Genomic DNA, 25,536 nt, shown 5'->3' with positions numbered 1-25,536 from the left:
TATCTCTCGATGACATCTAACGAAAATTACTACCCAAAAGGAGAAACATCATGGCAACTATTGGTTTAGACAAGCTCTACTACGCGAGCATTAGCGAAGATCCCACTAGCGGTGAGGAAACTTATGCCGTTCCTAAACCGCTGGCTAAAGCAATATCTGCAGAATTGTCTGTGGAGGTGGCTGAGGCAATTTTGTATGCCGATGACGGGGCATCCGAGATTGTCAAGGAATTCAAATCTGGAACGCTCACTCTTGGGGTTGATGATCTCGGGGCTGAGGCTGCAGCTGCCTTAACTGGTGCGAGACTGGACGCGAACGGGGTACTTATCAGTACTTCTGAGGATGGTGGCGCACCCGTGGCTATTGGTTTTAGAGCTGCACGCTCTAACGGGAAGTACCAGTATTTTTGGCTTTACCGCGTCAAATTTGCTCTGCCGGGAGCCACGCTGGCGACCAAAGCTGATTCGATCACGTTCTCTACCCCGAGTATTGAGGGAACGATTCTGCGGCGTAACAAACCAGACGCTACCGGTAAGCACCCGTGGAAAGCCGAAGTCACCGAAGGAGCCACCGGCGTGAAAGCTGAGACGATCTCCAGCTGGTACAGGCAGGTGTATGAGCCTGCCGCTACAACCAGCATTAAACCGACAAACAACTAGAAATGCAGGTAAGCCATGACAGCGAAAACCCAAACCAGCCCGGCCAGCACCTCTTTAAAAAGCGCGACAATCACTATCGCAGGTCAAGAATACGAGCTTGTCCTCACTACCCGTGCGACCCGCCTTATAGCTCAACGTTACGGAGGGCTAGAACATTTAGGTCAAGCCCTGGAAACTAGCGAAGATATGGATAAGTCACTCGGTGAGGTAATCTGGCTCATCGCCCTGCTCGCTAACCAGTCCGTACAAATACACAACCTCACCCATCCGGACGATAAGCGCCCAGAGCTGACCGCAGAAGCAGTGGAGTTACTAACTGTGCCTGCAGATTTAGCTGACTACCGAGAGGCTATCGCCCAGGCACTCCAACGCGGCACCCGGCGAGCAATCATGACCGAGACCCCAGACCCAAAAGGGCAAACCAAGAAAAAGGACACTTAATAGATAGTGACGAGGCAATCTTTACCCGCCTGACCTATATCGGGCTCGCCCACCTGGGACTGACCCGCATGCAAATCGAGCTGACCATATTCGGTGAACTATTGGACCTGGTGGATTGCTGGCGTATCGAAACCGGCAGAGCCCAGCCGAAACGCATCTGGTTTATCGACGATATTATTCCTGCTGGGGTTTAGCGATCTAAATGTTTCGTGAGATAACAGGCGAATAGCTGAGGATGGGCGGCGTGCCACTGGTGCCCTGCACCTTGGATCACTTCTAGGTGAGCTGTGGGGATAAGGCCGGCGATTTTGCGGGCTGCAGGCAGGTTTGCTTTATCTTTGCTGCCGCAAACCACAGTTACGGGCATAGATAAAGCTGGAAGCTGCGAAGTAAGGTCTAAATCTTTCAAACTATCGAGCACACCCACCAGCTCAGGTTTGCTAAGCTGCGGCGGACAGACCCATTTTGTTGGTAGAACTCGCATTAGTGTCTTTTGCAGATTCATCAACAGTTTTGGGGGTTTAGCTTGCGGAGCTGAAACAAACAGTGAGGACACCTTGCCCGGATGGGTGAGCGCGATATTTAAAGCAATCACTGCGCCCAACGATACCCCGACCAGGTGCACTGGTTCGGTCAGCGAGTTAGCAATCTGGGCGCATACGTCTTCAAGCAACCAAGAAGCCAGCGGCGGTTTCGTTGTCAAAACGTCTAGAGATATGCACTCGGTTTGTGGCAGCTGTTTTATTACTGGGTTCCAAACATCACGGGTTTCACCCAACCCGTGCAAGAACACTACCTTTTGCGCATCGCTCATTTACGCAGCGCGAAAAAACCTGCAACCAGGCTAGTTATCAGAAAACCAGCAGCATTTCCGATAGCGGTGACCGGTGAAATCACGTGCGTGAACCCGAAAATAGCAAAACAGATAGCTGCAAATAATAGCCCAACGGCTACCAGCATTAACCAGTTACGCACTCGCGCATTGTTCTTTGCCATATATGCCCTTTCGCTTTTACGTGTTCGTTCACTGATTATCCCATAACTGTCGTTACCGGAAAGAAAGGTAAACACTCATGGCTGATTCGTCTTTTGGTTTGAAGATTGGTCTTGAGGGTGAGCGGGAGTTTAAGCGCGCGATCACGGATATTAATCGTGAGATGCGGGTTTTGGGATCCGAGATGAAGTTGGCGGCTTCTCAGTTCGATAGGAACGATAAGTCCGCTTCAGCGCTTACGGCTCGTAACCAAGTGCTGGGCAAAGAAATCGAGGCTCAAAAGTCGAAGATTGAGACCCTGCGCGCCGCACTCGAAAACTCCGCCACGAGCTTTGGTGAGAATGATAACCGGACGAAGAATTGGCAGATCCAACTCAATAACGCAGGCGCTGAACTCAACCGGCTTGAAGGCGAGCTGAAAGCCAACAACGACGCCCTGTCGGATTTCGGGAACGAGGCTGACGGTGCCGGTGACGATGCCAAGGGCGCGGCAAAGGACGCAGGACGTCTTGAGGGCGCGGTGGATGATCTCGGGGACGAGATGGACACCACCAGCTCCAAGACCCGCATTTTCGGCGACGTGTTGAAAGCCAACCTCGCCTCCGAAGCCATCATTGCCGGGGTGAAGGGTATCGGGCATGCGATCGCCTCGATCGGTCGCGGCATGGCCGGAGCCCTCAAAGCGGGCGTGGAGTACAACGCCCGTATGGAGCAATACTCCACGTCCTTTACGACGATGCTGGGTGACCAAGCCAAAGCCCAACAACTCGTTAACGACCTGAAAGTTCAGGCGGCGAAGACTCCGTTTGGTATGGAGGACCTCGCGGGCAACATGCAAACCCTCCTGAGCTTTGGCATGTCGTTGGAGGATGCGAAAAAGCACCTGAACGAAATCGGCGATATCTCCCAAGGCGATGCGGTGAAGATGGAATCGCTAACGCTCGCCTTCGCCCAAATGTCCTCGACCGGCAAGCTCACGGGTCAGGACTTACTGCAGATGATCAACGCCGGATTCAACCCGCTCGAAGAGATCTCCCGCAAGACCGGCAAGTCCATCGGTGAACTGAAAGAGGATATGGCCAAGGGTGCTATTTCGGCTGACATGGTCGCTGACGCATTCGCCAGTGCTACTGCTGAAGGCGGGCGTTTCTACGGGGCCATGGACGCCCAATCCAAGACCTTCTCCGGGCAGCTTGCCACGATGCAGGACGGGGTGGAAAATCTCAAGGGGTTGTTGGCTGGTGGCCTGTCGGAGGCGTTGGCTGGTTCGGTGTTGCCGATGGTCAACGGGTGGATCGACGAACTCACCGCAGCGTTTGAAGAAGGCGGAACACCCGCACTCATCGACGCCCTCGGCCAAGTCTTACAGGAAGCCCTCGCATTTATTGCTGAGCAGCTACCGATGGTGGTTGAAACCGGCATGAGCATTTTGACCGCCCTGCTCGAAGGCATTATCAAGGTGTTGCCACAAGTAGCGGAAACAGCGGTAACGCTGATTATCGCGCTGGTCGAGGCAATCATCGAAGCCCTACCGAGTCTGCTTGAGGCAGCGGTGCAGATTATTGCCACCCTCGTCTCAGGTATCGGTGAAGCCTTGCCAGAACTGATCCCTGCGGCGGTGGAGATGCTCATGGCTTTGGTGCAGGGCCTGGTGGACAACCTCCCGTTGCTTCTTGATGCGGCGTTGCAACTCATCACCGGACTCGCCGAAGGCCTCATCGCATCAATCCCCGTCATCATCGAAGCCCTGCCACAAATCATCACGGGGATTGTCACGTTCCTTGTGGATGCTATCCCGCAAATCATCGAAGCAGGAATCCAACTGCTGACCGCCTTGATTGGTGCGCTACCGCAGATCATCACAGCGATCGTTGCTGCGCTCCCGCAGATTATTACCGCGATCGTCAGCGGCGTGGTCGGCGCGATCCCACAGCTCATCGACGCTGGCATTCAGCTACTGACGGCGTTGATTGGTGCCTTGCCCCAAATCATTACGACGATCGTGGCCGCGTTGCCCCAGATCATCGGCGCGATTGTGTCGGCGATTGGTGGGGCAATCCCGCAACTCATCCAAGCCGGAATTCAACTCTTGACCGCGTTGGTGCGAAACCTACCGCAGATTATTTCCACGATCGTCGCAGCAATCCCATCGATTATTTCTGGGATTGTGTCTGCTGTTGGGCAGGGCGTGTGGCAGATGGTGGAGGCGGGTAAAAACCTCGTCTACGGCCTGTGGAACGGAATCCAAGGCTTGGCGGGCTGGCTGTGGAATCGGGTCTCGAACTGGGCAAGCGGGATTTGGGACTCGATCACTGGCTTCTTCGGCATCCACAGCCCGTCTCGCAAGATGGCCTGGGCTGGACGGATGCTCGTTGAAGGCCTGGCAGGCTCGATCAAAACCGATGGCAACAAAGCCGTCACCGCTGCCACTGGTTTGGCTAGGGACACGATGGACGCCTTCGCCGACCTTGAGGACGGGCTGGCCGTGCCGATCGAGGCGGTCGCTGACCTGCAGGTACCTGCCGTTGACCTCACCCCACAGCCCGTGACTGTATCTCAGCGGATCAGCGACGTCTCTGACGAGCGTGTGGATGTCGCTGGGATCGTGGATGCGACTGCAAAGCGCATCCTCGGGTCTTTGGATATTTCGGTGACTTTGTCGGATGGGACGCTGGTCGGCAAACTCGCACCCGCCCTCGACAAACAACTTGCTCGTCTTGATCGGCGGCAGACCGTGATGGCAGGAGGCTACTGATCATGTTTGGCTTCACCCTCAACAGCGCGGTGACCTCTACGTCGCTTGGTCTGCGCTTGACCGCCCCGGTGGCGATACCCGCAGCCGTCCGTGCGGTGGAAGATATTGAGGTCGAAGGCCGCGCCGGGACCCTGACCAGGTTCACGGGCTGGGAGGACACCGAACTTGAGCTTGAGCTCGCCGTTCCTATCCGTGATGGGCTCGACCAGTACCGGCGGGCCACTCACGAGCTCACCAATGCCCAGACGATCGCGTTCACTGGTGAGTCGGGTGTGTATCGGAAGGTTAAGCACTGCGAAGTGAGCGAGCTGCGCCGGGAGTTGTCGGGGTGGGGGTTCTTCACCGCACGCCTGACCTGCCAGCCCTTCACTTACCTGACCGAGGGCTTGAAGCCCGTAACTATCTCGGAGTCGGGGACGATCACCAACCCCGGCCTACTCGATGCCGATCCGATCATCACCGTTACTGGCACCGGAGCGTTGTCTTTGACGATCAATGCGCGCGTCTACCACGTGAATTCGCCAGCAGGCTCTATCACGCTCGACAGCGCGCGTCTCGTCGCACACGTATCAGGTCGCGTGCAGACCGATGCGCTCACCGAAACTTTCCCAACCTTGAAGCCTGGGTTGAACAGGATCACCCTCGGCACCGGCATCAGCAAGGTCGTCGTCGTGCCGAATTGGCGCAACCCCTAACCACCCCGTTCGCTCAATTGTTCCTAGCCGTCCTGTGGTGGGCGGCCTTCATGCTGTTTGGAGGCATTTTGATGATTACGGTTCACGACCGCACCGCCACGACATTCACCGCCACCGGGCTAGGAGTCTTGGATCGGGAGATCATCAACCCGATCGTGACGGAAGAACTGGGTGGCGAATTCTCCCTGACCTTCACCTACCCGGCAGATGGACCTGCTGCCACGCACATCGTACTTGAGAACATTGTGGCAGCGCCCGTGCCAAGGCTGGAGCAACGTCAGGGTTTCCGGATTAGCGAGGTCGTCACCACCCTCGAAGGAATGCTCGAAGTAACGGCGTTTCATGTCTTCTATGATTTGGCGGCGAATCTCATCGCCGACACCTACGTGGTCAACAAAACCGCGAAAGGCGCACTGACGCAGATCCTTGGGGCGGCGAACACTAAGCACGGGTTTACTGCTACCTCATCGGATACGGTGACTAGGTCTTCGGCGCGGTTGGTGCGCATGCCCATCGCCGCCGCTCTCATGGATGCGGGCGAGGACAATACGTTCGCTGCGCGTTGGGGCGGCGAACTGACCCGCGATAATTTCCATATCCATCACGCGCCCATGCGCGGAGCCAACCACGGGATGGTCATCAGTGATCGGAAGAACCTCACCGGCTTCGAATCATCCATTGATTTTTCGACGGTGGTGATGCGGATTTTGCCGATTGGCTACGACGGCCTGCTCTTGCCTGAACTCTATGTGGATAGCCCGAAATTGGGGGACTATGTGGTGCCGCGTATCCGCGTCATCCGCTACGGACAAGTCAAAGCCATCACGGATAAAGACAACCCACGTGAAGGCGAGCTTCCACTCGACCAAGCACACGGCGAACTACGCCGACTGGCGGCAGCAGAATTCAACGCCAAGCATGTGGATGAGCCGTCCGCTTCGTACAAGATCCACTTCACTGACCTTTCACAAACCCGCGAATACGCTGACCTTGCACGCCTGGAAACCGTCGAAATTGGCGACACCGTGACCGTCCGCCACGCTGATCTTGGTGTCGCGCTCACGGCACGGGTGGTGGCATACGAATACAACCCGCTCACAGGTCAATACATCTCGGTCGAACTTGGAACCGTAGCTCGGAAGTTCACGTCTGTCACCCGGCAAGTCAAGACCGCCATCAATACGGCGGTGGCTGCGTCGGATACGGCAGGATTCGCACTTGCCTCAGCGGATGGGAAGAACACCAACCACTACGGCAGTGCCCAACCCGAGAAGGCACAGCTCGGCGACACATGGTTCAAGCAGAACGGCGAAACCACCGAAATCTGGATCTACCGGCTCACCGACACCGGGCAGCCCGACTGGGTGGCACTCGCTACTGATCTGAACCATGCACAGATCAGCGCGTAACTCGACGCAGCACGCGCAGAGGTCGACCAAGCCAAGACCGCAGCCGCTGGTGCTACCCAGTTGGCGCAAGATGCCCACGACGTTGCGATGACTTCGGATGGGCGGCTCACGGTTGCCGTTGTTGACCCGAGCGTAGCGGACGCGGCTGGCCGACCGGAGGGCTCGCTATGGCAAGTGCGCGTAGACGGCGTGATCGCCCGCCAATACATCCTCACCAACAACCAATGGGAACAAACACCGGTTGGGGCTGCGATGATCGGGTCGAAAGCGATCAGCCAAGCACACATCGCAGACGCCGCCATCGGCACCGCACACATCGCAGACGCCGCGATCACCGACGCGAAAATCGGGTCGCTCTCGGCCTCGAAGATCACCTCCGGGTATTTAGCTGCTGGGCGGATTGCCGCCGGATCGATTACATCCGACAAGTTGACGATCGCCAACGGATACATCACCAATGCGATGATCAAGGACGCGGCGGTCACATCCGCGAAGATCGCCTCGCTGGATGCTGGGAAGATCACCACCGGCACGTTGTCGGCGGCTCGGATTGGGGCGCGCTCGATTACGGCCGACAAGCTCGCGACCAACGCCATCCAAGTAGGCCTGGCAGGCTGGACGCAATCTATCCGCATCACCCCGTATCAGATCGCTTGGTATAACGGCTCGACGTTGGAGGGAAAGATTACGAGCGCGGGCATGCAGTTCTGGTACGGCACCCGCTACATCGGGGAGATGGCACGCCGTGCCCACAAGGACAAGCCCGACGTGCAAGGCGTCGTCAACCAGGTCGCCTATCAAGGCGACTATGTGGCCTGGACATACCAGACGGTTTCCGGCGGTGGCTACTTCACCTGCCTCACCCTGGATCCGAAGGGACGCTTCTACGGCAAGGCCGGCATTCATCTTGGTGCTGACTTGCGCACCAACGGCTACAAGTTCTACACCACCGGCTCACGCTACGTGACCTTGCAAGACTGCACGCTCACCGGGAAAGGCACCTACGCCGGGTGGGTGTCGAGCAATGGGCTGGCGAAGATCGTCTTCCACACCTACGACGTCATGGTCGTCACCAACGGCTCGTATTACAACATGACCCGTCTCTTTGATCGCACCAAAGATTTGATGTCGCGGATGAACGCGATCCTCAGCTTACTCAATCAAGGGTGGATCACATCCATATCCGGAACCGGCTCGAACATCACGTGGCGGTACTTCTCCAACACAGGCCTGTCGGCCATGTCCACCAACCTCGCATAAGTAAAAGGAAACCCTGATGAAGATCATGCTCGCCAACCACCATTTGCAACCCATCGCCGACCTACTCGAGAACATGCCGCTCAAAGCCGCTCAATCCAGGGCGCGCTCCAAACTCCTCACGCTAGTGAAGGAAGCGATTGCACGGTTCGGGGAAGACGAATACGACCTCGTCACCCACTATGCAACACTCGACGATCATGGTCGCCCAGTGTTCGCAGATGACGGCACCTTCATGCTCGCCGACCCCGACAAAGCCAGTGAATTCCTCGATGCCCGTCAGAATCTGCTGGCATCTGTTGCGGAAGTGTCGGGGCCCACCTACGACGGCCACGACAAGGACGTGAAAGCACTTCTTGACGGCTATGAGGGTGAACTGTCTGGCGTGGCGGCGGAAGCCTACGACGTCCTCTACGACGCCATCACCAAGGGTGGCCAATGAAGGACAAGGAAGAAAAGGACACAGAAATGACCGACGTTTCAGATGATGAGTCAACGTCTAGCGAAGAAGTACAGCTACCCATCGTCCCAGTTGAGTCCGATGCCACGCCCGCACCACCAGCAGAGGCCATCGAAGCCCAAGAACTCCCAGCGCCCAAGGTGGCGTCCTTCGACTTGAGCCTGCCAATTCTCGAGGTCCTCACTGACCCGACCATGTAACACGCTGCGCTACACCAATTTTTGATGCCTTCACCCCAGATGGGTGTGGGCAATTTTTATGCCCACAGAAAGGAATACCCATGTCCCTACACGCCATCTGGCACGCCATTCAAGCCGGCATCGCTGGTATTGGTGCGTGGCTCGCCGCTTATCTTGGAGGGCTCGACGGCCTCGTCTATGCGCTGATTGTTTTCACTATCGCCGACTACATCACCGGGGTGCTGGCCGCCATCAACGAACGCCGCCTCAGCTCATCCGTCGGTTTTAGGGGTATCAGCCGCAAAATCCTCATCTTCACCCTCGTCGGCCTCGCCCATTTGATCGACGTCCATATTCTCGGAGCACCCGGCGTGCTGCGAGCGGCGGTCATCTTCTTCTACCTATCCAACGAAGGCATCTCCCTCGTGGAGAACGCCACCCGCCTCGGCCTACCCGTCCCATCCCAAATGCGTGGGGCGCTCGATGCGATCGCCAACCGCGCCGAAACAAGACCCTCACTGACCGAACCACCAACCACTGAAAAGGAGATTCACTGATGAAGAATTGGAACACGCTTGAGGCTGACATCGACCTCATCATGAACACACACTACACGCCCGGCAGGAATGGTAGGCGGATCGATAAGGTCATCATTCACCACAACGCCGGAAACCTCACCATTAGGGGCTGCTACGACGTGTGGCAAACGCGTCCAGCTTCCGCCCACTACCAAGTCCAAACCGACGGACGCATCGGCCAGTTGGTGTGGGATCGCGATACCGCCTGGCATGCAGGCAACTTTGCCGCCAACACCACCAGTATCGGCATCGAGCATGCGGATGTGTCCTCGAACCCGTGGGCTGTGTCGGAGGCGTGCCTCGATAACGGAGCACACCTCGTGGCGGCCGTTTGCAAGTTCTACGGTCTTGGCCGCCCGGCTTGGGGCAAGAACGTCTTCGGGCACAAGGACTTTTCTGCGACTGCTTGTCCGGCTTCTCTTGCTGGTTCTCAGCATGCTGCCTACATGTCCCGCGCACAGTCTTGGTATGACCAGATGAGCGGTAGTGCACCAGCACCCGCTCCTGCAGCGCCGAATATCGACGCTCTCGCTGATGCAGTGATTCGCGGCGATTACGGGAACGGTGAGGAGCGTAAGCGTTGCCTCGGAGCCAACTATGCGGCTGTCCAGCAGCGCGTGAACGAGAAGCTCTCTGGCAACGCACCTGCCGCGAAGCCAGCAGGGCCGAACATTGATGCTCTTGCCGATGCCGTTATTCGCGGCGAGTACGGCAACGGTGAGGAACGTAAGCGCCGACTCGGAAATCTCTACAGCGCCGTACAAGCTCGCGTGAATGCCAAGCTCGGCTACTAAACATCCGCGCCACGTCGGAGCGACTGAGCCCCGTCACCACTGTGACTTCCCAATCCTCGGGGAGCCGGTGGTGGCGGGGCTTTTCGTCGTTTCATGGACGGATTTAACAATCGGGGGTTTGTCGGCAGTGGGGTGAAGGGAGTGACCCCACTGTGAATGATCTTGATGAACAACGTATCCGCAACCTGCGCACGGCGGGCTGGGGGTATAAAGCGATTGCCGAGTTTTGCGCCCTAACTCGTGACCAGGTCCGCTCGTACTGCACAACCCGAAACCTTGACGCCGCTCCGGTGATGGCCTGGCAGGTATGCCACTGGTGTGCCAGCCCTATACAGGGAGCAGCTCGGGCTCGGTTTTGCTCGCCCGCCTGCAGGCATAAAGCGTGGCGGCATCGACAGAAAACCGAGCCTGCGCGCGAGCAGACCTGTACGCACTGCGGACGCCGCTTCGCGATCGTGGACAAACCAGGTCAAAAGTTTTGCTGTCACGCCTGCTATGTACGTGCTCGCTTCGGCACCCGTGGCGGACAACCATGAACACGCTCGCCGCTCCTGTTGATCAACTGGCCCAACCTGACGTGTTCGCCCGAGAACTCGCCTTCATCACGGACTCTCACACGTTGAGCGTGCTGGCGGGGCGGGGCGTGCTCACGCCCGCAGAGTATCAGCGTGCTCACCGGTTGTTATGGAAGGCGTGGACGCCGATCTATCAACCACAGATTGTGGGCGAAACGACTGGATAAACACTTGGTTTAGAGCGTGTATAGACCTAACGCGAAAGGAGAAAACGTGGCACACATCAGTGTGGTGACACCAGTTCGGTCGCCTGCCCCGAAACTGGTCAACGTGGCGGCATACGCGAGGGTCTCAACCAACGGCACAGAGCAGTTAGCATCCCTATCGGCGCAGGTTTCGTATTACTCGCGCCTGATCCAATCCACACCCGGATGGGCCTACGTCGGCGTGTTCACCGACGAGGGTATCACCGGCACGTCAACAAAATCCCGACAAGGCCTGGCCGATCTGATGGACGCAGCCAGGAGTGGGGGTGTCGATATTGTGTTGTGTAAATCAATCTCACGCCTAGCCCGCAACACAATCGACCTGCTCGCTACGGTCCGTGAGCTGAAAGACCTTGGCGTGGCCGTACGGTTCGAACGCGAACGCATCGACACCCTTAGCGCTGACGGGGAACTGCTGTTAACCTTGCTGGCCTCATTCGCCCAAGAAGAATCACGCTCGCTATCCCAGAACGTGAAATGGGCGATCCGGAACCGATACAAGAGCGGGGGCACAAACTCCTTCGTTGTCTATGGATACAAATGGGCAGACGGCCAGTTCACCATCATCGAAGAGGAAGCCAAGATCGTGCGCTTACTGTTTGCGAATTTCTTGGACGGGATTAGCCCGGAGAAAACCGCGACGATGCTCAATGCTGAAGGTAAACGCTCTCGGGGAGGGGGACGGTTCTACGGGTCAGTGTTTCGTCGCATGCTCGAAAATGAGCGCTACAAGGGCTGCCAAATGCTACAGAAAATGTACCGCCCCACAATCCAAGCACCCACACGCTCCCTCAACGACGGGGAGCTGCCGCGATACTGGGTCGACAATGCACTACCAGCCATCATTGACGAAACAACCTTTGACGCCGCTCAGAAAGAAATCGCGCACAGGCGTGAGGTGGGCCCGGCTGCCACCCCGTCAAAAAACACGGGCGTATTCACCGGGCGGATCTGCTGCGGCGCGTGCGGGAAGAACTATCAACGCAAAACCCGCACCTACAAGTCTGGAACCTCATACAAGTTCTGGCGCTGCTGGAGTGCCTGCACCGGAAACGGAAACCCCTGTAGGGGGCACAACCTGCGCGAAACGCTCCTCGAACACGCCTGCGCAGACATGCTCGGCACCCAGGGTTTCGACCCTGTCCAGGTTGGCGAGCAGGTCGTGATGATCGAGGCCTTCGAGCATCAGCTCACCTTCCACCTCGCAGATGGAACCATGATGCCGGTGGGCTTAACCAGTGAGGGGTGGTTGGCATGAGTCGCACGGTCACAGCGATACCCGCAACAAAGAAACTTGGGAATGTCACAACCCCGTCCGGGGTACCAGCGCGCAGACGGGTGGCGGCGTATGCTCGCGTTTCTACTGAGATGGAAGAACAAACCTCCTCGTATGAGGCTCAGATCGACTACTACACCACCTACATTCGCTCACGTAGTGATTGGCGGTTCGCGGGCATGTACTCCGATGAGGGCATCTCTGGCACCTCTATGAAACGTCGCGAAGGTTTCCAAACCATGATCAATGACGCCCTGGCAGGCAAAATCGACCTGATCCTCACCAAGAGTGTGTCCCGGTTCGCACGCAACACCGTCGACTCGCTCACTACCGTGCGCAAGCTCAAGGATGCAGGCGTCGAGGTCTATTTTGAGAAGGAAAATATTTACACCTTCGACGCCAAAGGCGAACTACTCATCACGATCATGTCGAGCTTGGCGCAAGAAGAATCACGTTCCATCTCTGAGAACGTCACCTGGGGACACAGGAAGCGTTTTCAAGATGGGAAGATTATGGTTCCCTATGCATCACTACTCGGATATAAGAAAGGAGCGGACGGCAGTCTCGTCATCGACGAGACGCAGGCTCCGACCGTGCGGTTGATCTACCAGCTTTTCCTTGACGGGATGGCGATCAGTGAGATTAAAACCGAGCTCGCTGCTCGCAAGATTCTCACCCCGCGCGGGAAAGAAGTGTGGTCAACCTCGACAGTGCGCTCCATCCTGTCCAATGAAAAATATAAAGGCGACGCCCTGCTGCAAAAGACGTTCACCACCGATTTCCTTACTAAAAAGATGAAGGTCAACGAGGGCGAAGTACCCCAATACTACGTAACAGGCAATCACGAGCCGATTATTGCTCCACGCATCTGGGATCAGGTGCAATACGAGCTCGCCACCAGGCATGGCAACATATCCTCAGCGAAGGTCGGCTTGTTCTCCACCAGGCTCAAGTGTGCGCAGTGTGGGTCGTGGTATGGGCGTAAGACGTGGGCGTCGAACACGAAATATAAGTACACAGTCTGGCAATGCAACCATAAATACGCAGGCGACAAGCCCTGCAGCAGCGCGACTGTGAAGGACGAAGATATCAAGAACGCTTTCGTCCAAGCGCTCAATCAACTGATCGCCCGCCAGCCACGGCAAAGCCAGCTACTGCAAATCTTTGACTCCATGTTTGATACGAGCCGTTTGGAAGAACAAGCCGCCGCCTGCCAAACAAAAATCGTGGAACTCACTGAGCAGATCGAAGCACTGATAGCGAAAAACCAGCAACGCGCGCTCGACCAAGACGCCTACCAAAACAAGTACACAGAGCTCGATACTGCCTGCCGTAAGACACTCGCATGCAAAGCGAGCCTAGAGGCAGATATTGCAGCGAACACTGCCAAGCATGCCGCCGTCACCACAGCCCTAGGCGATCTGGCGGGCGAACCTGTGAACGATTTTCGCCCCGCGCAGTGGAGCGCACTGATCGACCACGCCATCGTAGACGAGGACGGGATCCGGTTCGTGTTCCGCACCGGTGAACAGGTGAGGATTGCCCTGAAAGGGTGATGCTCATATCAGTTGACGTGCACGGTTAGGTACACCTCCCAGAAATAAAGTAAGGTTACCCTTATCTAATAAGGATGGTGTTTGCGTGAACGATAGTGTAATGGATCAGGTTGTTGAAGGCGAGTATGAGTCGGCGAAGGAAAAATCTGTCGCTGGCCAGAACGCGATCCGTCAGCTATCGCAGCCGGTGAAAGGCAAACTGTTTATCGCGCAGGTTTTAGCTTTTCTCTCTGGTGTGTTGGCTATCGCACCCTATGTGGCTTTGGTGGAGCTGGGAGCTGCGCTGATGCAAGACCGGGTGGACCCGGCGCGGGTGAACTGGATCGTGATGCTCCTCGTCAGCGCATACATGGCCCGGTTGACCTTATATTTTGTTGCATTGGGCGTGACGCATTTTATTGACCTGTCGTTGCGTAATCAAATGCGCCGCCAGATTGCCGCCCGCATGTCGACTGCTCCGCTGTCGTGGTTTACCCGCGAGGGTGAGGGGAAGATCCGCAAGACCATTCAGGATGATACGGCCACGGTGCACACAGTGATCGCGCACGGGCCGATTGAGAAACTGAACGCGATCGTATCCCCGCTCGCCTTGTTAGCCTATGCGTTCGTGGTGGATTGGCGGCTCGCTCTGCTGTCGATCGCGACGATTCCGATCTATGTGGGCATGTATGGCATGTCGATGCGTGGGATGAATGAGAAGACCGCACAAATGGATACCAAGCTCGCTCAGGTTTCGGCAACGATGGCCGAGTTCGTTGCCGGTATCTCAGTGGTGAAAGCGTTCGGCAAGGTCGGCCAAGCACATAAAGCCTATTTAGATGCAGCTAACGAGTTTTCTAAGTTCTACCGGGCATGGTGCATGCCGCTGGTGTCGATGTCGGTCGCCTCATTTTCGTGGGTGTCGATCCCGGTGTTGTTGATCGTGAACCTTGGCGGTGGCGCGTTGATGATGAACGCCGGTTGGGTGAGCATCTACGAGGTGATAACGACCACGTTGATCGCCTTGGTGTTGCCGGGAGCGTTGATGGCAGTCGCAACCATCGCCTGGTCGTACCAGCTCGCAGGGTCTGCGGCAGTACGGCTGGTGAACGTCATGGAGCTACCGGCATTGCCTCAGCCAGATATGCCGCAGACGCCAAAGGGTCATGATATCGAGATTCGGGGTGTGTCGTATGCCTATGACGAGACCCAAGCGTTAGACGAAGTGAGCCTGAGCATTCCGGCAGGCACGGTGACCGCGCTGGTTGGGCCTTCGGGCGCGGGAAAGTCGACGTTGGCGAGTTTGATTGCCCGCTTCGATGATCCAGATGCTGGCACGATCACTATTGGCGGGGTTGATCTAAAGAGCATTTCCCAGGATGTGTTGTATTCGACGGTCGCATTTGTCCTGCAAGATGCACAGCTTATTCGCGACACCATTCGAAACAACATCGCTCTTGGCGCGCCAGACGCAACCTTGGATCAGGTGCGGCAGGCGGCGCGGGCGGCGCAGATCGATGAGTTCATCATGAGCCTGCCAGATGGTTACGACACTGTGTTGGGTGAGGATACCCACGTTTCGGGCGGGCAGGCAGCCCGTATCGCGATCGCCCGGGCGCTCATGGTTGATGCCCCAGTGTTGGTGTTGGACGAGGCGACGGCGATGGCGGACCCGGAATCGGAATCGAAAATCCAACAAGCTCTCTCGACTCTTGCCAAAGGCAGAACCGTGATTGTGATCGCCCACCGACTGGCCTCGATCAGAGGGGCAGACCAAATCGTCGTCATGGAACGCGGGCGCATTGCTGTGGTCGGTAAACACGACGAGCTGTTGGGTAATGCGCACTATCAGGCACTTCTTGCCCAAGGTGCATGCGAGGAGATGACACGATGAATCAACTATTGCTGCCACGCTTTAAGCGTTTGATGGAACCCGCCTCGTGGCGAGACCTCTCGGTCGGTCAAGCGTGGGGTGCGGTCTCAGGACTGTGTCACGGCTTTGCCCTGCTGACTTTGCTTCCCGCAGCAAGTGCCCTAGCGACCGGAATGCCGGTGTGGGGGCTGTCGTTTTGGGGCTGGCTCATCGCCTTGGCGGTAATCGCGATGCTGGGCGTGGGCACGGAGTTTTATGGCATGCGCACCGGCTATATCGGCGCGCTCGGGTTCATTCACGACGTACACCAAGCGGTCGGCAACAAGGTAGCCCGCCTACCGTTGGGAGTGTTTGATTCGGGTAGTTCTGGACGGCTGTCGCGCATGGTCACCCAGGAAATGATGAACTTGGGCGAGTCGGCGGCACATTTCATTTTCTCCCTCGTCCAAAAACTCTCAGCCGTGCTGGTGATCACTGTGGGCACGTGGTTCTGGGATTGGCGACTGGGACTGACCTTGACGATCGCCTTCCCGATCATGCTCGCCTTCCTTCATATCTCCCGTGTGCTTCTCGATAAGGGCAAACAGGTTTCCGAACCAGCAGAATCGGAGCTGGCGGCTCGCATGGTCGAATTCTCCACCTGCCAAGGCGCGCTGCGCTCCTGCCATGTCGCCGACGACTACCCGGCCCTTGATCGGGCATTCAAACAGGCTGACCGCAAAAGCCGCAAAGCATTGTGGATCGAAACATTAGCGAACCTGATAAACGGAATGTTCGTCCAAGCCCTTGTCGTGGTAATGATTTGGCTGACCGCCCAACTCGCCCTCGGCGGGCAGATGAATGCGTTGAACGCTGTGGTCACCATCGGCATGTGCCTGCGGTTCACCACCATGCTCCAAGACATCGGTGGCTGCATGACCGGGCTGGAAGAACGCCGCCAGCAAATGAATCACGTCGACAAGATCATGGACGCTCCCGAACTGTCCGAACCCGATGTCTCCACACCGGTGAGCGCTCCTGGTGATGTTCGTTTCGAGGACGTCGCCTTCGGCTACGATCCGGACACCCCGGTTCTCCGTGATATTTCCTTCCATGTCCCGCAAGGCGGCATGTGTGCCCTGGTTGGCCCTTCCGGCTGCGGAAAAACCACAATCGCGAGGTTGGTTGCACGTTTCTGGGATGTGCAGTCCGGCAGCGTATACGTTGGCGGGGTTGATGTGCGCGAGCAGACCACCGAAGATTTGATGCGCCAGGTGTCTCTCGTTTTCCAAGACGTCTATTTATTCAATGACACGCTCGAAGCCAACATTCGCCTTGGCAACCCAGAAGCTACCGATGAAGAAATCAGGTGGGCCGCTGACCTGTCGGGCGTGACCGAAATCGTCAACCGGCTCCCAGACGGCTGGAATTCATTGGCGGGTGCTGGCGGGCGCGCACTGTCAGGTGGGGAACGCCAACGCGTCTCTATCGCCCGCGCCTTGGTGAAGAAGGCCCCGATCGCGCTGTTCGATGAGGCCACCAGCGCGTTGGATGCGGAAAATGAAGCCAACATTGTTGCGGCGATGAACGAGCTACGCAAGCACTCCACACTGATCGTGATCGCCCACAAACTTGAAACCATTCGCCAAGCTGACCAAATCATTGTGCTCTCCCACGGTGGGCGTATCGCCCAGCGCGGGTGCCACGACGAGCTGGTCAACCAGCCAGGTCAATACCGCGATTTCTGGCAAGAGCGCATCAACGCCGCCGGATGGCAACTCGTCTAAAACACAGCACTGTTCACAATCATGAAAGGAATAACTATGTCCACACCCACGTCCTCGCGCCTAAACACGCGCGACTTCATCAATATCGGCGTCTTCACCGCTTTGATGTTTGTCATCGTGTTTGCATTCGGAATGCTCGGGTTCATTCCGGCTGCCATGTATGCCGGTTTCCTGCTTTCTATCCTCGTTAACGGCATCGTCTTTGCGCTGTTTACTGCCCGCACTCCGAAGATGGGGGCATTGACAATCATGCTGATCCTCATCGAAGTCCTCTTCTTCGTAACGGGTCACTGGGTGGGAGGAATTGCGATCGCCGCTGTGTTCGGCCTGCTCGCTGACTTGGTGATCACCAAGGGGCCGAAGAGCGTGAAAGTTCGTGTCCCGCTGGCATATGCACTGTTTATCCTGCCGATCTATGTTTCCCCGTGGATTCCGCTATTTATGAACCAAGACGCATATATGTCGCAGATCGCCGAACAAATGGGTGCCGAGTATGCCGCGAAGATGGCGCAGGTTGTCACGATTCCGATTCTGTTGGGCTTCTTCGTCGTGATGCTCATCGTTGGCTGGCTTGCTGGTCTGTTGGGAACCCGGGTGGCGCGCAAACACTTTGAACGGGCCGGTCTTGTCTAAACTTCCCGACCCGCGCACGATTATCGTAGCGCTCGTCATCGTCTCCACCACGATCTACAGTGCCTACTCGCCGTGGTTCGTGTGTGCTCTGGGCGGATTCGCCGCCGTGATGCTGGCGAGCGCTACGATCAACCCCAACACGCTCGTGCGCCCGAGCTGGGTTGCCGTCTACCTGGCCACGTTTGCGGCTCTCGGCACACTCGTCTTCGTGATACCACTGGTGTGGAAGTCAACGGCCAGCGCGTTCCTCGTGCTGTTTTTGCAGTGGATGTGGCGATTCAGTGTCAGCGCAGGAATGGGAGCCTACGCGATCGGTGTGATCCGACCTGCCACCTTGCAAAAAGCACTCGCCAGCTCACGAATCCCGACCTGTTTCACGATCCCGATCTCAGTCGCGTTACGTGTGCTGCCCGTGATCGGCCACGAGGTTAAAGCGATCTCAGATGCCATGAAACTACGCGGCATGTCCGCGCTTTCCCTGCGTGCGGCGCAATACTTCACAATCCCGCTGCTATCGACCGTGGTACGCAGCGGAGACGAACTGGCATCTGCTGCCCTTGTACGCGGACTGGGCGGAACCGCAAAGCCCACCTCAGTCACGGTCGTGAAATTCCGTGTGATCGACGCGGTCATTCTGCTCATCGTTATCAGCTTCGCGATATGGAGAATCGTCCTATGACAATAGCCCAAGCAACTGGGGTCACCTTCACCTATCGAGGAGCAGACCACCCCTCAATCAATGGCGCCAACCTCACTATTTCGCAGGGAACTGTCACCTTGCTGTGTGGCGCGTCAGGGTCAGGAAAAACCACCGCACTACGGCTATTTAACGGGCTCATCCCGCACTTCCACGACGGCGACCTTACCGGAAGCGTCACAGTCGACGACATTGACGTGGCACGAGTAGATCTATCAGAGCTTGCCCACCACTGTTCGACAGTGTTTCAAAACCCGCGCACCCAGTTCTACACCACCCACGTGCGCCAAGAACTCGCCTTCGGCCCAGAAAATCTCGGCCGCGACCCGCAGGAGATCTGTGCCCGCATTGACGAGGTTGCAGCCGAGTTAGGTATCGCCGACCTGTTGGAATCCCGCGTCACACAACTGTCGGGTGGGCAGATGCAACGCGTGGCCTGCGCCGTCACCATGTGCAACAACACGTCGATGATCGTCTTTGACGAGCCAACCGCGAACTTGTCCGCTGACGTTATCGACCAACTCGCCACACTCATCGCCAGGCTCAAAGCTGATGGACACACCATCATCATTGCTGAACACCGGCTAAGTTTCCTTTCCGGGATCGCTGACCGTGTCTACTGCTTCGATAAAGGTAACATCGCCCTCACCGCAACCGGCGAAGAGTTCTACGCTACCTCGGATGAGGAGCGCAAACAGCTTGGGCTGCGATCCCTAGTGACTGTGCCTATGCCACAACTTCCGCAACCGGCAGGAGATGGGCTTGAGATTGACAACCTCACCTTCGCCTACCGCCACGGAAACACGGTTCTCAACATCGGCCATCTGCTCTTTCCGGCAGGGAAAATCACAGCGCTCCTCGGCCCGTGCGGGTCAGGCAAATCAACACTGGCACGCATCATCTGCGGACTCGAAAAAGCCAAAGGTGCATCCATCACACTCAATAGGCAAAAATTCACCAACCGGGACGCATACCTCGTAATGCAAGACCCCACCCGGCAGCTATTCTCAGACACCGCTATTGACGAAGTCACGCTCGGGATAACGAGAGCCGAAAAACAACACATCGACGCCCAGGCGATCCTTAAAGAACTCGACCTCACCGACCATGAGGCTGATCATCCCCAAGCACTCTCTGGTGGGCAACGTCAACGTCTGGTTATTGCTACAGCGCTTGCCGCGAACAAGAAGGTCTACATCTTCGACGAGCCGACATCAGGTGTTGGCTACAAGCACCTTGTCGCGATTTCCCGAGTAATGCGTAAACTCGCTGACACTGGTGCCGTCGTCATCGTCATCACCCACGATGCTGAACTCGTTACCGAGGTCGCCGACCACGCTATCCACCTCGACCAAATCAACGCCTGCTAACGCAAACGCTCGCTCGGTCGAAAGAGAGGAAAGCATTTCCGCAGGTCAGGGCAAACGCGCTATACACTCGCTAACGCAAGCGATTTTCTTGACCCCCTTGGGGCGTACTCGCTAACGCAAAAGGGTACTTATCATTTTCGACGTCATAGTGGAGCGGGCGACGGGAATCGAACCCGCCTTTACAGCTTGGGAAGCTGTCGTTCTACCGATGAACTACGCCCGCAATGGCGTCACTTTCTTCTCAAAGACGCTTCACGATGATAACTGTTTCCGAGCGCTAACACCAATTCAGAACACAAAGTGGACACCCACGCAAATCGCGCCACACGCATTACGCCTACCATAGAGGCCGTGACCATCACGCAGCATCAACCGGTACGCCCCGTCGTGGGCGCAGCAATCGTCGACAGTCTTGACCGGCCCCACCAGCTCCTGGCAGCGGCACGCTCCTATCCACCCGAGTTGGCCGGCCGGTTCGAACTTCCCGGCGGAAAAGTGGAGCCAGGTGAGAACGCGATGGACGCCCTCGTCCGTGAGGTGCGTGAAGAACTAGGGACGACTATTGAACTGGGCGCCCAGGTCGCAGGACCGCTCGACGGATGGTGGCCGATCCTTGGGACACGCACAATGGCCGTGTGGCTGGCGCAGGTCTCGCCGGGTTCCAAGGCGCCGCGAGCTGGATCCTCCCATCAGCGTATTCAATGGGTTCCGCTCGAGGAAGCGCTGAGGTTGAACTGGCTGGATCCTGATTTTCCAATCGTGCAGGCGATCGTTGACCAGTGCACATGAACCAACACGGGTGAATCCGCGCTCTCATTTTCCGCTGGCACCGCGCTATTCGTGCACCCAGCAGATTTCAACATAATTTGACGACACACAGTACGCTTCTGTCAGAATACGATTATGCCGAAGATTATTGGATCGACTCTTGCGGCTCATCGCGAGCTGACTCGCAGCCGACTTTTTACTGCACTGTCAGAACTGCTGTCCGAAGAACCGTTCGATGCCATCACCATGTCACAGATTGCCGAACGTGCCGAAGTGGGTCGAACTGCCGTGTATAACCACTTCAGCGACAAGGAAGCGCTGCTGCTGGCATTCATGGAGGATACCACCGCCAAGTTCGCTAACCTCCTCAGGGACAAGCTGGCCGGAATTGACGATCCGATCGAACAACTCACCGTATATCTGCGCTCCTATCTCGATCTCAAAGATCAGTTTCATCTCGCATCGAGCATCACGCTGAGCAAGCAGGTATCGTCACAGCACACTGCCCGCCTCCATGACCACGCCGGAATCGTTGAGCATATCCTGTTCCACATCCTGGAAGCAGCAATGACACAGGGGCGCATTCCACAGCAGAACTTGTTGACGCTGGTTGCGCTGATTCACTCATGTCTGGCCGGCGTGCGAGTACCGACACATTCGTCTGCAGACTCACCGGCAGATGCGCCTGACAACGCGCGCGCAGGAAGCGACGAGGATGCCGCGAGCCTCACCGATGCCCGAGAAGCCACAATCGGCACCGTCGTGGCGTTTATTCTCAAAGCGGTCGGTGTAGCTGGCGACGAAGTTTCCCTGCCTCCAGCTGAGCAGCTTGAACGAGCACACTCGCAAACCTCCGGCAGCACCGATTCTCTCGCGATACTGCGCTGCCCTGTTGCGCACGGCTGATACTCACAATACGGCCACTCAGCACGAGTTTCCTGACTCACAGTGAGGCGAGGATCTTCACAGCCTGATTGCTCCAGTCATGGAATAATCGTGCATACAGCACAGTTGAGATAGGTGAAAGGCTGCGGACCGACCGTAGACCACTCATGATGGGAGGCCCTATGAGCACTGTTGAACTGACCAAGGAGACATTCGAGCAGACTATCAAGGACAATGACATTGTCCTGGTCGACTTCTGGGCAACGTGGTGCGGACCGTGCCAGCAGTTCGGCCCTGTTTTCGAAGAAGCGTCGAACAAGCACGAGGACATCGTCTTCGGCAAGATCGACACCGATCAGCAGCAGGAACTGGCCACCGCCATGCAGATCAGCTCAATCCCCACGGTGATGGGTTTCCGCGATGGTATTGCCGTTTTCCGCCAGTCCGGCGCTCTGCCGGCAGTCGCGCTGGAGGATCTGATCACTCAGATTCAGAACCTCGACATGGATGATGTGCGCGCCAAGATCGCAGAGCAGAAGAACCAGTAGGCTTTTCGCACTCACGCGTGAACGCAGTCGCCCTCGTCAGTAAGTAATTGACGAGGGCGACGCTGTTTGTCTGGGGCGCAGGTGGATGGAAGCTAGCCGGCGAGCAGCTCCTGAGCGACCAGTTCGGCCAGCTGCACCGAGTTCAATGCTGCGCCTTTACGCAGGTTGTCACCGGCCACTACCAGCACAAGCCCCTTACCGTCATCAACGGCCTGATCCTGGCGGATCCTGCCGACCAGCACGTCATCAATGCCGGCGCATTCGAGCGGTGTGGGCACATCCACCAGGCGCACTCCGGGAGCCTCGGCCAACAGTTCGCGCGCACGGTCAGGAGTGATCGCGCGGTCGAATTCGGCGTGGATCGTCAGAGTGTGGCCAGTGAACACGGGCACGCGCACACACGTTCCCGACACCTTCAGATCCGGGACGTGCAGGATGCGGCGCGACTCATTGCGCAGCTTCTGCTCCTCATCGGTTTCGTCTGACCCGTCATCGACGAGCGCCCCCGCGAAGGGCACCACGTCAAAGGCGATCGGTGCGACATATGTGGACGGTTCCGGCAAGGTGACGGCCTGGCCGTCCAGTGTCAGTTTGCTCAGATCCTGGTGCGCACCGGCACGAATACCTTCTTCCAGTTCACGCACGCCTTTCAGCCCGGATCCGGAGACAGCCTGATAGCTGGAGACGAAGAGGCGGCGCAGGACACCCTCGTCGTGCAGGACTTTCAGTACCGGCATCGCGGCCATCGTGGTGCAGTTCGGGTTCGCAATGATGCCTTTGGGACGCTGCGCGATATCCTCGCCGTTAACTTCGGACACGACCAGCGGCACGTTCGGATCTTTGCGCCAGCCGGAGGAGTTGTCCACCACGACTGCGCCTTTTTCAACGAAACGTGGGGCGTAGATGCGTGAGGCGGTGGCTCCGGCGGAGAAGATTGCGATGTCGATACCGGACAGGTCAGCGGTTGCCACGTCTTCGACGACGATGTCCTGGTCACGCCAGGTCAGTGTCTTGCCTGCTGAACGTGCGGTGGCAAAAAAACGCAGGCTGGTCAACGGGAAGTCGCGCTCATCGAGCAGGGTGCGCATGACGGAGCCGACCTGGCCGGTGGCTCCTACGACGGCGACGCTCAAGTCGCGCTGGGTGTGACTACGGGTTTCAGGCGTGGTCATCGTCCTGTTCCTCCATATACGACGGCTTCAGATTCGGTGGAATCCAGACCGAAAGCGGTGTGCACTGCCTGCACGGCGCGGTCAAGGTCTTCCAGCTTGGTCACCACAGAGATGCGGATCTCTGAGGTGGAAATAAGATCAATGTTGATGCCGGCCTGGGACAGTGCGCCGAACAGTTTGGCCGATACGCCGGGGTTGGTTCGCATGCCAGCTCCAACCAGGGACAGTTTGCCGATATCGGGGTTGTACTTGAGTTCCTTGAAGCCCAGTTCTTCGCGCGCAGCTTCCAGCGCCTGCATGACGTGGTCGGCGTCCTCGGCGGGCAGTGTGAAGGAGATGTTGGCGCGATTTTCCAAGGTGACGGGAATGTTCTGCACGATCATGTCAATGTTCGCACCTTGCTGCGCCACCAGCTCAAACAGGCGTGCGGCCATGCCGGGTGAATTCGCAATGCCGACCACGGTGATCTTGTCCTGTGACCGGTCGTGAGCAATGCCGGAGATAATCGGCTCTTCCATTGGGTCCTCCTGGTTGGCAGCTAACGCAGCTTGAGGGACGAGGCCGGCCAGTGCAGGGTTTGCGGGTCTGTCGGAAATCCATGTCCCATTCTTGTCGGAAAAAGATGAGCGCACGTGCAGCGGAACGTGGTATCGACGAGCGAATTCCACTGCCCGAAGGTGCAGAATCTTTGCTCCATGTGCGGCAAGTTCGAGTGTTTCTTCCTGGCTGATGGTGCGCACGCGCCGCGCGGTCGGCACAATGCGCGGGTCAGCAGTGAACAGCCCGTCAACGTCGGTGTAGATTTCGCACACGTCGGCGTGCAAAGCGGCAGCCAGGGCGACCGCTGTCGTATCGGAGCCGCCGCGACCCAGCGTCGTTGTTTCGTCATCTTCTGATATTCCCTGGAATCCTGCGACGATGGCGACCTGACCGTCACGGATGGAGCGCGCTACGCGTTCGGGCACCATGCCGACGATTTGTGCTTTACCGAAGTGAGTGTCGGTACGGATGCCGGCTTGTGCACCGGTGTAGGCCTGTGCAGGCACGCCGCATTCATTGACCGCCATTGCCAGCAGTGACATGGAGATTCTTTCCCCGGCTGTCAGCAGGATGTCGAGTTCGCGGTCAGGTGGTGCGCTGGTGATCTGGGCGGCTGTGTCCAGCAGATCATCTGTTGTGTCACCCATCGCTGAGACCACCACGACGACCTGGTGTCCTGCATTTCGAGTGTCCACGACACGCTGGGCGACCCTCTTCATCGCGTCTACATCCGCGACAGATGAGCCACCGTATTTCTGAACAATCAGTGCCACTTTGTCTCGTTTCCTTGTGATCAACCTGGGATGGGTTTCCCCTTCATCCTATGAGTCTGCGACTCGTGACGGAAAGGTGCCCGCTATGCGGTCGCGTGGAGTTATTCGGCGCGACGGCGGCCTTCGAGCGCGCGCCCCAACGTCACGGGATCGGCGTATTCCAGGTCGCCCCCCATTGGCAGTCCCATAGCCAGGCGCGAGGTCATCACGCCGATTGTGGACAGGGTGCGCGAGAGGTAGGAGGCGGTTGCTTCGCCTTCAATGGTGGGGTTCGTGGCCACGATAACTTCTTGAACCGTGCCGTCCTGAAGGCGAGTGAGCAGTTGACGCACACGCAGTTGATCAGGCCCCACGCCATGAATCGGGTCGATCGCTCCGCCCAGGACGTGATAGCGCCCTTTGAACACTCTCGCATTCTCAATGGCACGAATATCTTTGGGCTCTTCGACAACGCAGATCACTGATCCGTCGCGCGCGGGGTTACGGCAGATGGTGCACTGGTCGGCTTCGGTGAGATCACCGCAGATTTCGCAGTGGTGTACTTTTTCGCGCACGGCCTGGATGGCGTCTACCAGGTGCGTCACGTCATCGGGTTCAGCGTCGAGCAGATACAGGGCCATGCGTTGAGCTGACTTGGGTCCGACACCGGGCAGCATTCCCAATTCATCGATCAGGGTCTGTAAGGCGCCTTCAAACAC

At 57.4% G+C, this 25,536-nt stretch carries 24 protein-coding genes, 1 tRNA gene and 1 pseudogene; 20 read left to right on the top strand and 6 right to left on the bottom strand.

Annotation, left to right across the window (positions count from 1 at the left end; genetic code table 11):
• The first annotated feature begins 50 nt into the window (after window positions 1-50).
• Together AC1EJZ_RS01675 and AC1EJZ_RS01670 are read left to right on the top strand one after the other, a co-directional pair.
• On the top strand, window positions 51-659 hold the full coding sequence (locus AC1EJZ_RS01675; protein ID WP_101486039.1) for a major tail protein: 609 nt from the start codon (window positions 51-53) through the stop codon (window positions 657-659).
• A 15-nt stretch (window positions 660-674) separates the two neighbouring features.
• Window positions 675-1,100: a polysaccharide deacetylase family protein gene (locus tag AC1EJZ_RS01670; RefSeq protein ID WP_024058997.1), complete on the top strand. Its 426-nt coding sequence runs from the start codon at window positions 675-677 to the stop codon at window positions 1,098-1,100.
• A gap of 190 nt (window positions 1,101-1,290) precedes the next feature.
• Here the strand turns inward: AC1EJZ_RS01670 and AC1EJZ_RS01665 are convergent, their stop codons facing one another.
• Both AC1EJZ_RS01665 and AC1EJZ_RS01660 read right to left on the bottom strand, forming a co-directional pair.
• A complete protein-coding gene (locus AC1EJZ_RS01665; RefSeq protein ID WP_048707946.1) occupies window positions 1,291-1,914 on the bottom strand; it encodes an alpha/beta fold hydrolase in 624 nt (207 codons plus the stop codon).
• Window positions 1,911-2,096: a hypothetical protein gene (locus AC1EJZ_RS01660; protein WP_048707943.1), complete on the bottom strand. Its 186-nt coding sequence runs from the start codon at window positions 2,094-2,096 to the stop codon at window positions 1,911-1,913. Before AC1EJZ_RS01660 ends, AC1EJZ_RS01665 begins: the two co-directional genes overlap by 4 nt.
• A gap of 77 nt (window positions 2,097-2,173) precedes the next feature.
• Here AC1EJZ_RS01660 and AC1EJZ_RS01655 point away from each other — a divergent pair, with 77 nt between their 5' ends.
• From AC1EJZ_RS01655 to AC1EJZ_RS01585, 15 genes and pseudogenes are all read left to right on the top strand, one after another.
• Window positions 2,174-4,849: a phage tail protein gene (locus AC1EJZ_RS01655; protein WP_480289136.1), complete on the top strand. Its 2,676-nt coding sequence runs from the start codon at window positions 2,174-2,176 to the stop codon at window positions 4,847-4,849.
• A gap of 2 nt (window positions 4,850-4,851) precedes the next feature.
• A complete protein-coding gene (locus tag AC1EJZ_RS01650; protein WP_072510116.1) occupies window positions 4,852-5,544 on the top strand; it encodes a hypothetical protein in 693 nt (230 codons plus the stop codon).
• A 71-nt stretch (window positions 5,545-5,615) separates the two neighbouring features.
• Window positions 5,616-8,213 (top strand): annotated as a pseudogene (locus AC1EJZ_RS01645) (phage tail spike protein).
• Between the two features lie 16 nt (window positions 8,214-8,229).
• Complete coding sequence (locus AC1EJZ_RS01640; protein ID WP_101486037.1) at window positions 8,230-8,652, top strand: DUF1617 family protein; 423 nt, start codon at window positions 8,230-8,232, stop codon at window positions 8,650-8,652.
• Window positions 8,649-8,870 (top strand): acetyl-CoA carboxylase, encoded by a 222-nt coding sequence (locus AC1EJZ_RS01635; RefSeq protein ID WP_072510114.1) that lies wholly within the window; start codon window positions 8,649-8,651, stop codon window positions 8,868-8,870. The genes AC1EJZ_RS01640 and AC1EJZ_RS01635 overlap by 4 nt, the downstream gene beginning before the upstream one ends.
• 80 nt (window positions 8,871-8,950) lie before the next feature.
• Entirely contained in the window at window positions 8,951-9,406 is a 456-nt protein-coding gene (locus AC1EJZ_RS01630) for a phage holin family protein (protein ID WP_101486036.1), read from the top strand.
• Complete coding sequence (locus AC1EJZ_RS01625; RefSeq protein ID WP_072510112.1) at window positions 9,406-10,221, top strand: N-acetylmuramoyl-L-alanine amidase; 816 nt, start codon at window positions 9,406-9,408, stop codon at window positions 10,219-10,221. The genes AC1EJZ_RS01630 and AC1EJZ_RS01625 overlap by 1 nt, the downstream gene beginning before the upstream one ends.
• A 532-nt stretch (window positions 10,222-10,753) precedes the next feature.
• On the top strand, window positions 10,754-10,963 hold the full coding sequence (locus AC1EJZ_RS01620; RefSeq protein ID WP_062614106.1) for a hypothetical protein: 210 nt from the start codon (window positions 10,754-10,756) through the stop codon (window positions 10,961-10,963).
• 46 nt (window positions 10,964-11,009) lie between these two features.
• Window positions 11,010-12,260: a recombinase family protein gene (locus tag AC1EJZ_RS01615; RefSeq protein WP_480293836.1), complete on the top strand. Its 1,251-nt coding sequence runs from the start codon at window positions 11,010-11,012 to the stop codon at window positions 12,258-12,260.
• A complete protein-coding gene (locus AC1EJZ_RS01610) occupies window positions 12,257-13,834 on the top strand; it encodes a recombinase family protein (RefSeq protein ID WP_101486043.1) in 1,578 nt (525 codons plus the stop codon). The genes AC1EJZ_RS01615 and AC1EJZ_RS01610 overlap by 4 nt, the downstream gene beginning before the upstream one ends.
• 85 nt (window positions 13,835-13,919) lie before the next feature.
• Window positions 13,920-15,707, top strand: coding sequence for an ABC transporter ATP-binding protein (locus AC1EJZ_RS01605; RefSeq protein WP_101486034.1), 1,788 nt, complete (start codon window positions 13,920-13,922; stop codon window positions 15,705-15,707).
• The gene (locus AC1EJZ_RS01600) at window positions 15,704-17,452 is read left to right on the top strand and encodes an ABC transporter ATP-binding protein (RefSeq protein ID WP_062613093.1); all 1,749 of its coding nucleotides are present in this window, start codon (window positions 15,704-15,706) and stop codon (window positions 17,450-17,452) included. The genes AC1EJZ_RS01605 and AC1EJZ_RS01600 overlap by 4 nt, the downstream gene beginning before the upstream one ends.
• Window positions 17,453-17,488: 36 nt before the next feature.
• The gene (locus AC1EJZ_RS01595; protein WP_072510107.1) at window positions 17,489-18,085 is read left to right on the top strand and encodes an MptD family putative ECF transporter S component; all 597 of its coding nucleotides are present in this window, start codon (window positions 17,489-17,491) and stop codon (window positions 18,083-18,085) included.
• The gene (locus AC1EJZ_RS01590; protein WP_035757771.1) at window positions 18,078-18,764 is read left to right on the top strand and encodes an energy-coupling factor transporter transmembrane component T family protein; all 687 of its coding nucleotides are present in this window, start codon (window positions 18,078-18,080) and stop codon (window positions 18,762-18,764) included. The genes AC1EJZ_RS01595 and AC1EJZ_RS01590 overlap by 8 nt, the downstream gene beginning before the upstream one ends.
• Window positions 18,761-20,152 carry an ABC transporter ATP-binding protein gene (locus AC1EJZ_RS01585; protein WP_072510106.1) on the top strand — a complete coding sequence of 464 codons (1,392 nt, stop codon included), beginning with the start codon at window positions 18,761-18,763 and terminating at the stop codon, window positions 20,150-20,152. Before AC1EJZ_RS01590 ends, AC1EJZ_RS01585 begins: the two co-directional genes overlap by 4 nt.
• A 149-nt stretch (window positions 20,153-20,301) precedes the next feature.
• On the opposite strand, the gene AC1EJZ_RS01580 is transcribed toward AC1EJZ_RS01585, so the two are convergent.
• Window positions 20,302-20,375, bottom strand: a tRNA-Gly gene (locus AC1EJZ_RS01580).
• 128 nt (window positions 20,376-20,503) lie between these two features.
• Between AC1EJZ_RS01580 and AC1EJZ_RS01575 the strand changes: the two genes are divergently transcribed.
• The 3 genes from AC1EJZ_RS01575 to trxA all read left to right on the top strand — a co-directional run bounded on the left by AC1EJZ_RS01575 (window position 20,504) and on the right by trxA (window position 22,353).
• Window positions 20,504-20,941 (top strand): (deoxy)nucleoside triphosphate pyrophosphohydrolase, encoded by a 438-nt coding sequence (locus tag AC1EJZ_RS01575; RefSeq protein WP_480289135.1) that lies wholly within the window; start codon window positions 20,504-20,506, stop codon window positions 20,939-20,941.
• 114 nt (window positions 20,942-21,055) lie between these two features.
• A complete protein-coding gene (locus tag AC1EJZ_RS01570) occupies window positions 21,056-21,826 on the top strand; it encodes a TetR/AcrR family transcriptional regulator (protein ID WP_480289134.1) in 771 nt (256 codons plus the stop codon).
• Between the two features lie 161 nt (window positions 21,827-21,987).
• On the top strand, window positions 21,988-22,353 hold the full coding sequence (gene trxA / locus AC1EJZ_RS01565) for a thioredoxin (RefSeq protein WP_058237418.1): 366 nt from the start codon (window positions 21,988-21,990) through the stop codon (window positions 22,351-22,353).
• Window positions 22,354-22,445: 92 nt separating this feature from the next.
• Here the strand turns inward: trxA and AC1EJZ_RS01560 are convergent, their stop codons facing one another.
• The 3 genes from AC1EJZ_RS01560 to recR form a co-directional block, all read right to left on the bottom strand.
• Window positions 22,446-23,525 carry an aspartate-semialdehyde dehydrogenase gene (locus tag AC1EJZ_RS01560; protein WP_480293835.1) on the bottom strand — a complete coding sequence of 360 codons (1,080 nt, stop codon included), beginning with the start codon at window positions 23,523-23,525 and terminating at the stop codon, window positions 22,446-22,448.
• Complete coding sequence (locus AC1EJZ_RS01555; RefSeq protein ID WP_058237420.1) at window positions 23,522-24,838, bottom strand: aspartate kinase; 1,317 nt, start codon at window positions 24,836-24,838, stop codon at window positions 23,522-23,524. The genes AC1EJZ_RS01560 and AC1EJZ_RS01555 overlap by 4 nt, the downstream gene beginning before the upstream one ends.
• 101 nt (window positions 24,839-24,939) lie before the next feature.
• Window positions 24,940-25,536, bottom strand: a complete 597-nt coding sequence (recR, locus tag AC1EJZ_RS01550) for a recombination mediator RecR (RefSeq protein ID WP_092648896.1) — start codon at window positions 25,534-25,536, stop codon at window positions 24,940-24,942.

This window comes from Pauljensenia sp. C0170B5, from assembly GCF_056590195.1.
The sequence above is the reverse complement of the archived record's forward strand: the minus strand, read 5'-3'. Positions and strand labels throughout refer to the sequence as shown.